General features: G+C 71.1%; 11 protein-coding genes. 5 read left to right on the top strand and 6 right to left on the bottom strand.

Features of this window, described 5'->3' with window-relative positions:
* Positions 1–246 precede the first annotated feature (246 nt).
* From IOD14_RS32780 to IOD14_RS32765, 4 genes are all read left to right on the top strand, one after another.
* On the top strand, positions 247–1200 hold the full coding sequence (locus IOD14_RS32780) for a heme o synthase (RefSeq protein ID WP_123988430.1): 954 nt from the start codon (positions 247–249) through the stop codon (positions 1198–1200).
* Between the two features lie 59 nt (positions 1201–1259).
* Complete coding sequence (locus tag IOD14_RS32775; protein WP_123988429.1) at positions 1260–1592, top strand: hypothetical protein; 333 nt, start codon at positions 1260–1262, stop codon at positions 1590–1592.
* 103 nt (positions 1593–1695) lie between these two features.
* Positions 1696–2802: an amidohydrolase family protein gene (locus tag IOD14_RS32770; protein WP_123988428.1), complete on the top strand. Its 1107-nt coding sequence runs from the start codon at positions 1696–1698 to the stop codon at positions 2800–2802.
* 99 nt (positions 2803–2901) lie between these two features.
* Positions 2902–3621: a nucleotidyltransferase domain-containing protein gene (locus IOD14_RS32765; protein WP_212672239.1), complete on the top strand. Its 720-nt coding sequence runs from the start codon at positions 2902–2904 to the stop codon at positions 3619–3621.
* Here the strand turns inward: IOD14_RS32765 and IOD14_RS32760 are convergent.
* Positions 3576–4598: a COX15/CtaA family protein gene (locus tag IOD14_RS32760; RefSeq protein WP_212672238.1), complete on the bottom strand. Its 1023-nt coding sequence runs from the start codon at positions 4596–4598 to the stop codon at positions 3576–3578. The two genes, IOD14_RS32765 and IOD14_RS32760, sit on opposite strands and share 46 nt — an antisense overlap.
* A 70-nt stretch (positions 4599–4668) precedes the next feature.
* Positions 4669–7254, bottom strand: coding sequence for a tetratricopeptide repeat protein (locus IOD14_RS32755; RefSeq protein ID WP_212672237.1), 2586 nt, complete (start codon positions 7252–7254; stop codon positions 4669–4671).
* A 278-nt stretch (positions 7255–7532) separates the two neighbouring features.
* Here IOD14_RS32755 and IOD14_RS32750 point away from each other — a divergent pair, with 278 nt between their 5' ends.
* On the top strand, positions 7533–8840 hold the full coding sequence (locus IOD14_RS32750; RefSeq protein WP_212672236.1) for a glycosyltransferase family 4 protein: 1308 nt from the start codon (positions 7533–7535) through the stop codon (positions 8838–8840).
* On the opposite strand, the gene IOD14_RS32745 is transcribed toward IOD14_RS32750, so the two are convergent.
* Genes IOD14_RS32745 through IOD14_RS32730 form a run of 4 tightly spaced genes read right to left on the bottom strand, consistent with a single transcriptional unit; the run spans position 8752 to position 13463 of the window.
* Positions 8752–10875, bottom strand: coding sequence for a glycogen debranching N-terminal domain-containing protein (locus IOD14_RS32745; protein WP_212672235.1), 2124 nt, complete (start codon positions 10873–10875; stop codon positions 8752–8754). The genes IOD14_RS32750 and IOD14_RS32745 overlap by 89 nt on opposite strands.
* Before the next feature lie 29 nt (positions 10876–10904).
* Entirely contained in the window at positions 10905–11675 is a 771-nt protein-coding gene (locus tag IOD14_RS32740) for an ABC transporter permease (RefSeq protein ID WP_212672234.1), read from the bottom strand.
* On the bottom strand, positions 11672–12595 hold the full coding sequence (locus IOD14_RS32735; RefSeq protein WP_123988420.1) for an ABC transporter ATP-binding protein: 924 nt from the start codon (positions 12593–12595) through the stop codon (positions 11672–11674). The genes IOD14_RS32740 and IOD14_RS32735 overlap by 4 nt, the downstream gene beginning before the upstream one ends.
* Positions 12596–12605: 10 nt before the next feature.
* Positions 12606–13463: an AAC(3) family N-acetyltransferase gene (locus IOD14_RS32730; RefSeq protein ID WP_123988419.1), complete on the bottom strand. Its 858-nt coding sequence runs from the start codon at positions 13461–13463 to the stop codon at positions 12606–12608.
* Positions 13464–13559: the final 96 nt, after the last annotated feature.

Here is a 13559-nt window from a genome sequence, read left to right as displayed (position 1 = left end):
ATTCCAGACTGCCGGGCCTCACGGACATCCGCCTCCCGACTGGCCCGGACCGCACTTGGCAACTGAATACGCAGCCGCTCGTCCGAGTGCTCAACCGAGTACCGCTGAGCTCTTCCGGGGGCGTCCTCGGACACGACCCGACCCCCGCGAATATCGGGGTATGGGCAACGTCTACAGTGGCGTGGTACGCGCGAGCCTTTACCGGGACTTCACACGGGTGAGGCTTGCTGGGATGTCTCTGTAGGGGTGTGCGTGACGGCCGTCGAATCCCGTCCAGCCGGAGTGCTGGGGGAGAGCAAGAGCTCGAGTCACCGGCCGTTCGGGGCCCGTGTCAAGGCATTCGTGGCGCTGACCAAGCCCCGGATCATCGAGCTGCTGCTGATCACCACCGTTCCGGTGATGTTCCTGGCGCAGCAGGGTGTGCCGGACCTGAAGCTGGTCCTGCTCACCTGTGTCGGCGGCTATCTCTCCGCGGGCGGCGCCAACGCGCTCAACATGTACATCGACCGCGACATCGACGCGCTCATGGACCGCACCTCGCAGCGTCCCCTCGTCACCGGAATGGTGTCACCGCGTGAGTGCCTCGCCTTCGGCATCACGCTGGCGGTCGTCTCGACGCTCCTGTTCGGTCTCGCCGTCAACTGGCTGTCCGCCTGGCTGTCGCTCGGAGCGCTGCTCTTCTACGTCGTCGTCTACACGATGATCCTCAAGCGCCGTACCTCGCAGAACATCGTGTGGGGCGGCATCGCCGGCTGCCTGCCGGTCCTCATCGGCTGGTCGTCGGTCACGAACTCCATGTCGTGGGCGCCGGTCGTCCTCTTCCTCGTCATGTTCTTCTGGACGCCGCCGCACTACTGGCCGCTGTCCATGAAGGTGAAGGAGGACTACGCGCGCGTGGGCGTGCCGATGCTGCCGGTCGTGGCCTCCAACAAGGTGGTCGCCAGGCAGATCGTCCTCTACAGCTGGGTGATGGTCGGGGTGTCGCTGCTGCTCCAGCCGCTCGGCTACACCGGCTGGTTCTACACGGCGGTCGCACTGCTCTCCGGCGGCTTCTGGCTGTGGGAGGCGCATGGGCTGCAGAACCGCGCCAAGGCCGAGGTGACGGGCGCGAAGCTCAAGGAGATGCGGCTGTTCCACTGGTCGATCACCTATGTGTCGATCCTCTTCCTCGCGGTCGCGGTGGACCCGTTCCTGCGCTAGGCGTCCCTGAGGCAAGGGTCACGTCGCCGTCGGCTTTACCCGTCGGTAGCATCCTGGTCATGGCAGACACGCAGCAGGTTGACGCGAAGGCCGAGCGCAAGGTGGCCCGGCTCGCCAAGCAGATCAGCGCCTTCTCCAAGGAGCACGGCGGCGCCGAGGGCCAGCTGGCCTACATCGGCGAGCGCGGCGCCCGGATCGTCCTCGTCGGCGAGGACGGCGGCTGGGGCGACCTGGTGGCCCCCTCGTACGAGATCGCCGAGAAGGCCGTCGAGAAGTCCGGCATCACGGTCCACGAGGACTTCGACGGCGAGTTCGCCGCCAAGGTGAGGACGGGCCCGTACGAGTGGAGCCGGATGGCCGGAATCCAGGTCGGCGGCCCGAGCAACGGCTGAGACAATCGGCGTTTCGCACGGGGTGTGTGAGACCAACACCTCGTGACCGGTTCACCCGTTAGGACGTGTAGTAAGCGCACACGGTCCGCTCACGGGAGCCCGGATGATCGAAACGCCGTCCCTCGTGGACCAGTACTGCCACGGCGTACTGAGAACGGAGCTGGGTCTCGGCACCTTCGAGGCCCAGCTGGCGCGCACCGAGGGCCCGCCCGCCCCGGGGACCACCCTGTTCGACACCCAGACGGGTTTCGCCGTACGACGTTGGTGCCCGCCCCTGCTCGGCCTGGAACCGCACTGTCCGCCCGCCCGCTATCTGGCCCGGCGCCGTGAGCTGGGCGTGCTGGAAGCGGGGCGCAGGCTCCTTCGCGGGAGCGGGATCACCACGTATCTGGTCGACACGGGGCTGCCCGGCGACCTCACCAACCCCACCGAACTGGCCTCCGCGGCGGACGCCGAGACCCGCGAGATCGTGCGCCTGGAGCTCCTGGCCGAACAGGTCGCCGACACCTCCGGCACCGTCGAGTCCTTCCTCGCCAACCTCGCCGAGTCGGTGCACGGGGCCGCCGTGGGCGCGGTCGCCTTCACGTCGGTGGCGGGCGTACGGCACGGTCTGGCGCTCGCACCCGAGCCCCCGGGCCCCGGAGAGGTGCGCGGCGCGGCCGGCCGGTGGCTGGCGGGCCGCAGGGTGGGCGGTGAACTGTCCGACCCCGTGCTCCTGCGACACCTGCTGTGGAGCGCGGCCGCCTCGGGCCTGCCCCTTCAGCTGCACGCCGGGCTCGGCGAGCCGGGCCTGCGCATCGATCGCACCGACCCCGTCCTGCTCACCGACTTCGTGCGGGCCACCGCGGGTCTCGGCACCGACCTCGTCCTGCTGCACAGCTACCCCTACCACCGGCACGCCGCCCATCTCGCCGGGGTCTTCCCGCACGTCTACGCCGACTCCGGAGCGGCCCTCGTGCGCACCGGCGCCCGCGCGGCGACGGTGCTCGCGGAGATCCTGGAACTGGCCCCCTTCGGCAAGATCCTCTTCTCCAGCGGAGCCCACAGCCTGCCCGAACTGCACGTGGTGGGCGCCCGGCTGTTCCGCGAGGCGCTGGCCCGGGTGCTGGGCGGCTGGGTTGCCGAGGGGTCCTGGTCGCTGGCGGACGCGCAGCGGGTGGCCGGGCTGATCGCGGCGGGGAACGCGCGCAGGGTGTACGGGCTGGAGTGATGTGCGGGGTGTGCGGGCTGGAGTGATGTGCGGGGTGTTCGGGCTGGAGTGACGCGCGGGGTGTACCGGCCGGCGGCGTGAGCTGTACAGGATGGCCTCATGCAGCAGACCGACGCGTTACTGGACCGCTTCCTCGCCGGGCTCGCCCCGCTCCACCCCGTCGCCGTCTGGGCCCACGGCTCGCTGGCAGGCGGCGACTACCAGGAGGGCCGCAGCGACCTCGACCTGATCGCCGTACTCCCCGCGCTCACGCCCCGTACGGTGTGGCGGCTGGCGACGCTGCACGCGCGGCTGCGGGCCGAGCCGCTGTCCGGGCAGCTCCACTGCACCTACCTGACACCCTCGGCGGACATGGACCGCCGCCACCTCACCTGGGCGCACGAGGAGCTGTTCAAGCGGCCGGTCACCCCGGTCACCCGGCGGGAACTGCACGCCTTCGGGCGGGTGCTGCACGGGAGGCCGCCGGTGGACCTGCTGCCACCGGTGTCGGACCGTGAGCTGGCCGACTTCGTGGTCCGCGACCAGCGGGACTTCTGGCGCCCGGCCGTCGACAACGCCCCGCTGTGGACCCGCGATGTGTGGGTCGACCTGGGGCTGGTGACCTTCGCCCGCGCGACCGTGACCCTGCGCGAGGGCCGGCTGATCTCGAAGCGGGAGGCACTGGAACTGCTGCCCGGGCTCGGGGCGCCGGTGGAGGTGGTGGCGGACATCCGGGGGCGCCGCTACGGCGATCCCGCGCCCGCCGTCGAGAACAGGGCCGCGCTGACCCGGACCTACTTGGGCCCGGCGATCGACGAGCTGGTGGCGGCGTACGGCTGAACCGGTACCTCGGGCAGCTCCCCCTCGGGGCGTTCCCGCAGGGCCAGCAGGACGCGCAGGACCGCGATCCACACCAGGGCCGAGCCGAGCATGTGCAGGCCGACCAGGAACTCGGGCAGGTCGGTGAAGTACTGGACGTAGCCGATGACGCCCTGGGAGAGGAGGACCAGGAAGAGGTCGCGGGTGCGGTCCAGGGGGTTCTTGGGGGCGTCGACCGCCTTGAGGATGAACCACAGGGCGAAGGTCAGCGACACCACGATCCAGGCCAGGACCGCGTGCACCTTGGCCACCGTCTCCCAGTCCAGCGGCATCCGCTCGACCTCGCTGGAGTCACCGGCGTGCGGCCCGGCGCCGGTCACGACCGTGCCGACCAGGATCAGCAGGGCGGCGGCCGCGATCATGAACCACACCAGCTGCTGCACCGGCTTGCCGACCAGTGGGCGGGGGGCCGTGTCACCCTCGCGGGTGCGCTGCCACATCACCGCGGCGACGGTGATCAGGGCGGTGGTCGCGACGAAGTGGGCGGCGACGGTGTACGGGTTCAGACCCACGAGCACGACGATCCCGCCGAGGATCGCGTTGCTCATCACGATCCAGAACTGCGCCCAGCCGAGCCGGGTGAGGCTGCGCCGGCGCGGCTTCTCCGACCGCGCGGCGATGATGGCCCACCCGACGGCGGCACACAGCACGTACGTCAGCATCCGGTTGCCGAACTCGATCGCCCCGTGCACGCCCATCGCGCTGGTCGCGGTCAGCGAGTCGTCGGTGCACTTGGGCCAGGTCGGACACCCGAGTCCCGACCCGGTCAGCCGCACCGCGCCACCGGTGACCACGATGACCACCGCCATGACGAGCGCGGCGAGAGCCGCCCGCTGAACCGTCCGGGGAGTCGGGGTCCAGCGTGCGGCGATGAAGGCGAGGGGGTTGCGGACGGCCGCTACGGCGTCGGCACGGGTCACGTTTGGCACGCCGTCCATCGTAGGGGCGTTGCTTGTGCACGCTTTCACGAGGGTCGTCGTTTCCGGGTGGCGGCCCCTGAGGCATCGGTCACAGGGACCGGCGGATGCGTTCCGCTTCGGCCCTGAGCCGGGCGGCCTCCGCCTGGGCGCCCCGGTCCGCGACACATGCGGCCAAATGCTCGTACACGGCCATCAGGACGGGGTGGTCGCAGCCGAGCGCGGTACGGAAGATCTCTCCCGCGTCCCTGAGTACCCGCTCGGCGTCCGCGCCCCGGCCCTCGGCGCGCAGCACCGGCCCGAGCCGGGTCAGCGACTTCGCGCGGTAGTAGTGCCGCTCGCCGTAGGAACGCCGGTAGATCTCCTCGGCCCGCTCGAGGGTGCGTCGCGCCTCGGAGATCCGCCCCTGCGCGAGCCGGAGAGAGCCCAGCTTGTTGAGACAGGCCGCGTACTTGTGCTCCTCGGCCTCGCTGCGCTTGCTGTGCAGTTCCACCACCGGGCCGAGGATCGCGTCGGCGCGGGCCAGCTCCGAGCGGGCCCGGCGCAGCAGATCGAGGCGACGCACGGGTTGCAGGGTGCGCCGCGCCTGCTCCCGGTCCTGTTCGGCGCGCCGGCGCAGCACATCGGCGAGGAACTTGGCCACCTGGGCGGTCTCGAAGTCCTCCGGCCCCCGGTGCGCCCCGAACATCTCCAGCGCCGTGGTCAGCGACTCCTCCGCCGGTTCGAGCTGCCCGCGGTCCTGGGCGACGATGCCGAGGTCGCGCTGCAGCATGGCGCGGAAGAGCGTGTACTCCGGAGGCTCCTGGTTCCCGCGGCTGGGGATCCGCTCCTTGGCGCGCTCGTAGTGGACGACCGCCTGGGCGAGCTGTCCCGCGTTGCGATGGACCAGACCGATCTCCTGCTCGGCGACGGCCCAGTCGAGGCTCTCCTCCCGCCAGGTCTGCCCTTCGTAGATCTTCACGGCCGTCTGCACTGCCTCCAGGGCCTCCGGGAAGCGGTTGTACTCGCGCATGATGCCGCCCAGCTGTCGCTGGCACTGGGCCCGTAATCGCAGGAACGCCTCTTCCTCATGTCCCTCGCACAGATCCAGCGCCCGACGGCACTCCCGCTCGGCGTCGTCCAGCGCCGCCAGCAGGTAGTGCTGGCGGGCCACGGCGTACCGGGCGGAGGCGCGGGCGAGTTCGTGGTCGTCCCCGAACTCGCGGAGTTCAGCTTCCTGCTCGAAGAAGTTGAGGGCCCGCACCCAGTCGCAGCGGTGCTCCTGGTACGTGCCCACGCGGTGCAGCAGACGGGCCAGCGCCTCGGGGTCCTGCGAGGCGCCGAGCCCGCCGTCTGCGTCGTCGCCCCAGGCCAGCTTGTCGATGGCCGCCTCGACGTGGGGCATCAGCCGCTCACACGTGGGCCGGGACGCCAGCAGGTCCGGGGTCGCCGGGAAGCAGGCCTCCACGAGACGGACCGCCGCCTGGGACCACTCCAGGCGTTCGGCCAGGCTCAGCCCGTCGTGGATCAGGGTCTGCACCCGTGGGTGCATGCCGTACGCGGCCGATCCCTTGCGCCAGTCACCGCTGCGGGTCAGCAAGGAGTGGTCCACCAGCAGCAGCACCTCCCGGGTGAAGGTGACGGGGTCGGCCATGACGGTGCGCAGACGGGCGGGCAGGACGGACCGGTGCTGGGTGAGTGTCGTCCTCTGGACGTCCTCGGAGGCCAGGAACGCGCACAGGCGCAGCAGGTCCACGGCGGCGGGTGAGGCCTCCGAGACCCGAGCGATGGAGAGCCGGAAGGTGCCCTCCACCGAGGCCCCACCCGGCAGGTCACGCAGGTACTCGGCCACGGTGATCTCGGCCTGCGCGATGTAGGCCGCGGCCTGGTCGAGGGCCAGCGGCAGCCAACCCAGCTCGTGGCCCAGCGCGGTCAGTGCCCGGCGGTCCCCGTCGGTCAGCTGCTCGGGCGCGATGCCGAACCGACGCCGCAGGAACTCGACGCCCTCCTGCTCCGGGAAGGCCCGCAGCTCCACCGGGGCGGACCGCAGGCCGGTCCAGCCCTGGTGCTGCTGGGTGGTGATGAGTACTTCGCCGTCGCCCTCGGAGGGCAGCAGACTGCGCATCGAGTCGTCGTAGGTGGGCCATCCGTCGTAGACGAGCAGCCAGCCCCGCTGCTCGCGCAGCCTGCTCCACAGGTTCATCAGGACGACGTTCTTGCTCTCCTGGTCCGGGATGCCCACGTACTGGGCGAACTCCAGGAGTTCGGTGCGCAGGGTGTCGGGCCGGGAGGCGTTGAGCCACCAGGTCAGGGTGTGCCTGCTCAGCTCGCGGTGGGCGTAGGACACGGCGAGCTGCGACTTGCCGGCACCGGTCGCTCCGTAGAGCACGCACAGCCGGGGCACGGGACGTTCGTCCTTCTGCCGCCACCCCCGGGCGGGCCTCTTCAGGACGGCCACGATGGCATCCTTCTCCGCGACGCGACCCGTGAAGTACATGCTGAGCATGGGGAGGTTGTTGGGCGGGCCCTGCCCCGGGCCGACCGCCTTGGCCGGTGGGTCGTCCGCTGTCCTGCGCGCCACATGCGCCGCGACCCCGCCCGTCAGGCCGATGACGAGGGCGGCGCCCGCGGCCAGCACCCACAACAGCGGCTCCCCGGAGTCGGCGGCCTTGACCGCCACGGAGAGAAAGGCGGCCACCCCGGCCCCCGTACCAGCGGATAACGTGACCACCCACGACCGCATGCGACCCCCCGAAGTCGCTCCGCCTCAGCGCGAGCGCACACTCGCGTTTGAGGGTGAATGTCATCTAATCTTCAGTTTCCCCTTCTTCTCTTCTTCGCAACCGGTGGGCAACCGTTTCGTTAAAGAGGCGAACGGCGAGCCGTGCCGTGCAATACGATCCCGGCTCGCGGAGGTTTGTTCTGCCGTTTCCGGGTGTGGCCCGAGCGCGGTGACGAGGGCGCCCGGAGGCGGCAATGGGACAGGAGAGCGGTTCACGGACCCCTGAAGGGCTGGACATCGCGCTGGTCCATTGGGCATTTCCGCCCACGGTCGGCGGGGTCGAGTCCTACCTGTGGAACTGTTCCCGGCTGCTCGCCCGACACGGGCACAGGGTGACGGTGTTCACGGGGACGCCCGATGCGAGGACGCCGCCCGGGGACGGGATCGAGGTACTGCGGCATCCCGGACTCGACCTGTCACGGGCCACAGGGGACGGTGCGGAGCGGCAGGCTCTGCGGGACTGGTTCCGCGAGGAGTTGTCCGGGCGGGGGATCCGGCTGGTGCACGGTCACAATCTGCACCACTTCTCGTCGGCTCCGGCCGAGGCCCTGCTCGACCTCCGGGACTCCATGGGGCTGGTCCTGTTGCACACTTACCACAGTATCTGGAGGGAGCCTGCGAGCGTACGGCTGGCAAAGCCCTGCGGCCGGTTCGACGTCCACTTCGCGGTCTCCGAATTCCTGCGGCGGGCCTGCGCGGACGTGTTGGGTGTGCGCTGTGCCAACCCGATGTACCTGGGTATTGACACCGAGCCCTATCTGCAGGTTCCGGAACTCACCGATCCGTCCGAGGGCGACGAGGCCGTCATTCTTCTGCCGGCCCGTCTCATTCCCGACAAAGGCGCGGAGATGGCGGTGAAGGCCATGGCCAAGGTCATCAAGCAGGATCTTGCGGTCCGGCCGTACTTGGTCCTGATGGACACCCCGGACTCGGTCGATTTCCATGGAGAGAAGGTCGGATTCCGTGATTCCGTGCAGGAATGGGCGAAATTCCTTCCGGAAACCGATCGAGTTCGTTTCGAACGTGCGGGTGTGGACGGGATGGCCGAGCTGTATCGCCGGGCGCGGGTGGTGGTGTGTCCCTCCCTGTTCGCCGAACCCATGGGGCTCGCCGCGCTCGAGGCGATGTGCTCGGCCCGCCCCGTGATCGCCACCGACGTGGGGGGTCTCGCGGAGGGTATCGGGGAGCACGGCGTGTCCGGGTTCCTAGTCGCCCCCGGGGACGCCGAGAGCTTGGCCGACTGCCTCGTCCAGCTGCTGCGCTCCCCGGACACGGCCAGGGAGGTCGGCATCGCCGCGCGTCGGCGGGTGCGGGAGGACTTCGACCTCGAACACCGGTGTCTGCCTCCGCTGATCAGCGCGTACGCGAAGGCGCTCCGGTCGGTTCCGCGTCGGCGGTGGCCATGGGATCGCCTCACCCGTGCGGTCGTCCGGCGGAGTGCGTCCAGCCCACGGGCAGTCCCGTCACCTCCACCTCGCCCGAGCGTGCCGTCCGGATCCTGAGCGGTTCCCCTGCCAGCCGCAGGCCCTGTACGGACAGCGGTCCGATGAGGTCCGCCGGCATGGGACGGATCCGCAGCGTCCGCTCCGAGGCGTCGGGACGCAGCCCGAGCAGCGCGGCGAGGAGCGCCACACCCGAGGCGGCCGACCAGCCCTGCGGGCGGCAGGCGGCCGGGTATGCCAGGGGTGCGGGTGAGCCGGGGGTGCGGTGGTCGCCGCCGTAGAGTTCCGGCATGCGGTAGCCAAAGTGGGTCGCGGCGTCCAGGAGGCCGTCCGCGAGGGTGTATGCCTCGGTGTCGCAGCCCGCCGCGCAGAGGCCGTGGATCGCTATCGCCGTGTCATGCGTCCAGACCGAACCGCCGTGGTAGCTCATCGGGTTGTATCCGCCCAGCTCCGCGGAGCGGCTGCGCAGTCCCCAGCCGGAGTTCAGCTCGCTCGCGGCCAGCCACGCCGCCACGTCCTGGCAGCCCTGTGCGTCCAGGATGCCGGTGGACAGCAGCTGGCCCATGTTGGACGCGGGGCCGCTGACCGGTTTCCGGCCCCGCCCCACCGCGATGGCGACATAGCGGGAGGCCGGCCCCTGCGGGGACGGCAGCCAGAACGCGTCGGCGAAGCGTTTGCGCAGCGACTCCGCCCAGGTGCGCAGACGCGCGGACGCCTCGAAGCGGCCCCGGGACGCCAGCAGCGCTGCCAGCCCGGTCGCCGCCTCGTAGGCGTATCCCTGTACCTCGCACAGCGCCAGCGGCGGCTCGATACGGCGGCCCGCCGCGTCCCGCACCGCGTCCTCGCTGTCCTTCCACGACTGGTGAAGCAGTCCGCCGGCGCGTGGGTAGTAGCGCAGGAAGCCGTCCTCGTCGTCGTTGCTCGTCTCCACGACCCAGTCCATGGCGCGTTCCGCGTACGGCAGCAGAGCGTCCGTCTCCGCGTCCGGCAGCCCCCAGTGCCAGGCCTCCGCCAGCAGGGACACGAAGAGGGGGGTCGCGTCGACCGAGCCGTAGTACCGGGAGGGCAGACGCAGACCATGGCCGTGCTGGGCGTCAGCCGGACGCAGTTCGTGGAGGATGCGGCCCGGCGCCTCCTCCCGGAACACGTCGTGCGCCGTGCCCTGACGCCGGGCCAGCGCCCACAGCGTGCCGCGGGCCAGATCGGTGCCCAGGGGCAGCATCATCCGCGCCGACCAGATGGAATCGCGACCGAAAAGCGTCAGGTACCAGGGGCATCCCGCCGCGATGAACTGGTCCTCGGGGTCCAGGCGGTCGGGATCCGCCAGACGCAGCGCGCTCAGGTCGCCGAGGCCGTGGCGCACCAGCTCCACCAGGCGGCGGTCGCCCCGTACGACGGGTTCGGCCCAGGGCGCCGGGGAGCGGGGGGCGTCCGGGTGACCGGGCGGAGCGGGGACGGTCCCGCCGACGACGTCGAGCCTGATCCGCCGGGTCTCGCCGGGTCTGAGCAGCACCCGGGGCCAGGCGAACGTGCCGCCCTCCGGGCCGTCGGTGACCTCCGGCACCATGCCGTCGCCCGTGGCGCGGACCGCTGCGCGGGCCGTGGCCGTCCGCCATTCCAGGCCGGTCGCGTCCGGCAGGACGGTGGAGCGTACGGCGGTCTCCGCGTCGCCGCGCTTGACGAGAGCGATGTCCGCGAGGTCGGTGGCGAGGGCCAGCTCGACGTGTAATCGACGGGTCGTGACGCCGACGTTCCGCAGCAGGACGGTCTCGCCCTCCCCGGCCGTGCGCACTCGCTCGATGATCACCGTGGGGTCGTCCGTGCGGGCTCCGCGATAGCGGTGGACGGAAGTGAAACGCACCCGGTCCGGGCCCAGTTGCTGGAGCCCTATCGGCTCGGGCTCCCGGCCGTTCACCAGCAGGCACGCGGTGTGCAGCAGCCTGCGGTCATGGCCGTAGAACCCGTCCGCGCGCAGCCCGCGCAGTTGCCCGTCCCGTGGGGAGGCGACGAAGGACGGGGCCGCGACGCAGATCACCACGTCGTGCAGCAGGGGCTGGAGAGCTCGCACACTCGACGAATCCGCGGACTCGAACATTGGGCGACTCTTCCCGTTCCCCGGGAAAGTCACTCCCAGCGGAAGAACTTCCCGGCCAGCGCCAGCCCCACGCCCCCCCACACCGCCAGGATCCCCAGATCGCCCCACGGCATCCCGGCCCCGTGCTGCAACACATCCCGCAGGCCGTCCGACAGGGCCGTGATCGGCAGCAGGCTCAGGACGTCCTGAGTGGTCTGGGAGAACTGGTCCAGGGGGATGATGACCCCGCCGCTGACCAGGAGGAGCAGGAAGACCAGGTTGGCCGCGGCCAGGGTGGCTTCGGCTTTGAGGGTGCCGGCCATGAGGAGACCGAGGCCCGAGAAGGCCGCCGTGCCGAGGAGCAGGAGCAGGGCGACGGCGAAGGGGTTGCCGTGCGGGGACCAGCCCAGGGTCAGGGCGATGACCGTGAGCAACACCACTTGCAGGATCTCCGTCACCAGGACCGACGCCGTCTTCGCCGTCATCAGGGCCCAGCGGGGGAGCGGGGAGGAGGCCAGGCGCTTCAGGACGCCGTAGCGGCGCTCGAAGCCGGTGGCGATGGCCTGGCCGGTGAAGGCCGTGGACATGACCGCGAGGGCCAGGACGCCGGGGGCGAGGAAGTCCACCGCCTTGGCCCCGCCCGTGTCGATGATGTCCACCGAGCTGAACAGGACCAGTACGAGGGTGGGGATCACCACCGTCAGCAGCAGCTGCTCGCCGTTGCGGAGCAGCATCTTCGTCTCCAGCACGGCCTGGGTCGTGATCATGCGGCCCAGGGGGGCCGCCCCCGGCTTCGGGGTGTAGAGACCGGTGGCCGTCATGCGCGCAGTTCCTTACCCGTGAGCTCCAGGAAGACGTCTTCCAGGGTGTGCCGTTCCACCGAGATCCTCTCCGGCATGACTCCGTGCTGGGCGCACCAGGACGTCACCGTCGCCAGGAGCTGGGGATTGACCTTGCCGACGACCCGGTAGGAGCCGGGGGTCAGTTCCGCCGCCGTGCAGTCGGCGGGGAGCGCCTTGAGGAGGGACCCGACGTCGAGTCCGGGGCGGCCCGTGAAGCGCAGGGTGTTCTCGGCTCCGCCCCGGCACAGCTCCTCGGGCGTGCCCTGGGCGATGACCCGGCCGCCGTCGATGATCGCCACGTCGTCGGCGAGCTGCTCGGCCTCGTCCATGTAGTGCGTGGTGAGGATGACCGAGACGCCGTCCGTGCGCAGGTCCCGGACCAGGTCCCAGGTGGACCGGCGGGCCTGCGGGTCGAGGCCCGCCGTCGGCTCGTCCAGGAAGACCAGCTCCGGGCGGCCGACCACGGCCATGGCGAGCGCCAGGCGCTGCTGCTGGCCGCCGGACAGGCGCCGGTACGTCGTCCTGCCGCAACCGCCCAGGCCCAGGCGCTCGATCAGCGCGTCCACGTCGAGCGGGTGGGCGTGCAGGCTCGCCATGTGCCGCAGCATCTCGTCGGCCCGGGCGCCCGAGTACACGCCCCCGGACTGGAGCATCACGCCGATCCTCGGGTGCAGCTCACGGGCCTGCCGCACCGGGTCGAGCCCCAGGACCCGTACCGTGCCGGAGTCCGGCTTCCGGTAGCCCTCGCAGGTCTCGACCGTCGTCGTCTTGCCGGCGCCGTTGGGCCCGAGCACAGCGGTCACGCCCGCCCGGGCCACCAGGTCGAGGCCGTCCACGGCGGTCTTCGTGCCGTACCGCTTCACCAGGGCGTGGACCTGGACCACGGGCTCACTTCGCATGGGCCCGAGTCTAGGTTCGGGGCCCGCGCCGCCGACGGGCGGGTGCAGGATCTCCACCCGGCGCATTTCCGGGCACGTCCTCGTACGAGCGGTGCAGCGCCAGCCACCGCTGCGCGTACCGCACGGCGTCCGCCACCGGGAACAGCCGGGTGTCGGCCGCGCCCGCCCTTCCCCGTACGACGGCGTCGCTGTCCCGCTCGAAGTCGTACCCCAGTTCGTCGAAGCGGTCCGAGCTGATCGAGACCTCCGTGACCACCTCCCAGCCCTTCGGTCCCGGGCGGCCGACCTTCACGCGCGGGTTCGGGACGCGGTACTCGGCGAGGTGGAAGCTCGTGCAGGTGTCGTAGCCGGCGCCGAGGAGCAGCACGCGCGCGTGGAGGGCCTCCAGGCGGGCCAGCGGGCTGTGCTCGCCCAGGCGGCAGTCCAGGGCGTGGCCGTCCACGACCTCACGCGCGCGTGCGCCCAGGGCCGCGAAGGAGGTCTGGGGGTGCGCGCTGCGCACGGCACCGGGCCAGGTGCGCACGGTCTCCGGGATCACCCCCACCCCGCGCGAGGGCGTGACGAGGGGGTCGTAGGCGGGCATGGTGGCGCGGATGGTCTCCCACCAGTCCTCGGGGACCGGCGGGTTGCTCCACACCGCCGGGTCGGAGAGGTCGCCGGTCTGGGTGGGGACCACCAGGGTGCCGTCCGGGCCGAGGGTGTCGAGGAGGGCCTGAACCACCGCGACCGGGCCTCCGCAGACCCAGCCGAGGGCCTTCAGGGAGGAGTGGACGAGAAGGATCTCGCCCCTGCGGACACCCAGCTCGCGCAGCTGTCCGGCGAGGGTGTCGCGGGTGACAAGTGGGCCGGTGGGAGGTGGTGTCGGCATGGTTCGGCAGTGTCCCCGACAGGAGCGCCGAATGCCACCGGTTTGATCGATCAAAGATCGTTTTCCCAGGTCAGGTTAGGGATGCCTAAGTGATGT

The organism is Streptomyces sp. A2-16, from assembly GCF_018128905.1.
In the GTDB taxonomy this organism is placed as follows: domain Bacteria; phylum Actinomycetota; class Actinomycetes; order Streptomycetales; family Streptomycetaceae; genus Streptomyces.
The sequence above is the reverse complement of the archived record's forward strand: the minus strand, read 5'-3'. Positions and strand labels throughout refer to the sequence as shown.

Bases quoted from the DNA above. Each gene is read 5' to 3' on its own strand.
- IOD14_RS32775 (WP_123988429.1), top strand. From the start codon at position 1,260: ATGGCAGACACGCAGCAGGTTGACGCGAAGGCCGAGCGCAAGGTGGCC.
- IOD14_RS32770 (WP_123988428.1), top strand. From the start codon at position 1,696: ATGATCGAAACGCCGTCCCTCGTGGACCAGTACTGCCACGGCGTACTG.
- IOD14_RS32765 (WP_212672239.1), top strand. From the start codon at position 2,902: ATGCAGCAGACCGACGCGTTACTGGACCGCTTCCTCGCCGGGCTCGCC.
- IOD14_RS32760 (WP_212672238.1), bottom strand. From the start codon at position 4,598: ATGGACGGCGTGCCAAACGTGACCCGTGCCGACGCCGTAGCGGCCGTC.
- IOD14_RS32750 (WP_212672236.1), top strand. From the start codon at position 7,533: ATGGGACAGGAGAGCGGTTCACGGACCCCTGAAGGGCTGGACATCGCG.
- IOD14_RS32745 (WP_212672235.1), bottom strand. From the start codon at position 10,875: ATGTTCGAGTCCGCGGATTCGTCGAGTGTGCGAGCTCTCCAGCCCCTG.
- IOD14_RS32740 (WP_212672234.1), bottom strand. From the start codon at position 11,675: ATGACGGCCACCGGTCTCTACACCCCGAAGCCGGGGGCGGCCCCCCTG.
- IOD14_RS32735 (WP_123988420.1), bottom strand. From the start codon at position 12,595: ATGCGAAGTGAGCCCGTGGTCCAGGTCCACGCCCTGGTGAAGCGGTAC.
- IOD14_RS32730 (WP_123988419.1), bottom strand. From the start codon at position 13,463: ATGCCGACACCACCTCCCACCGGCCCACTTGTCACCCGCGACACCCTC.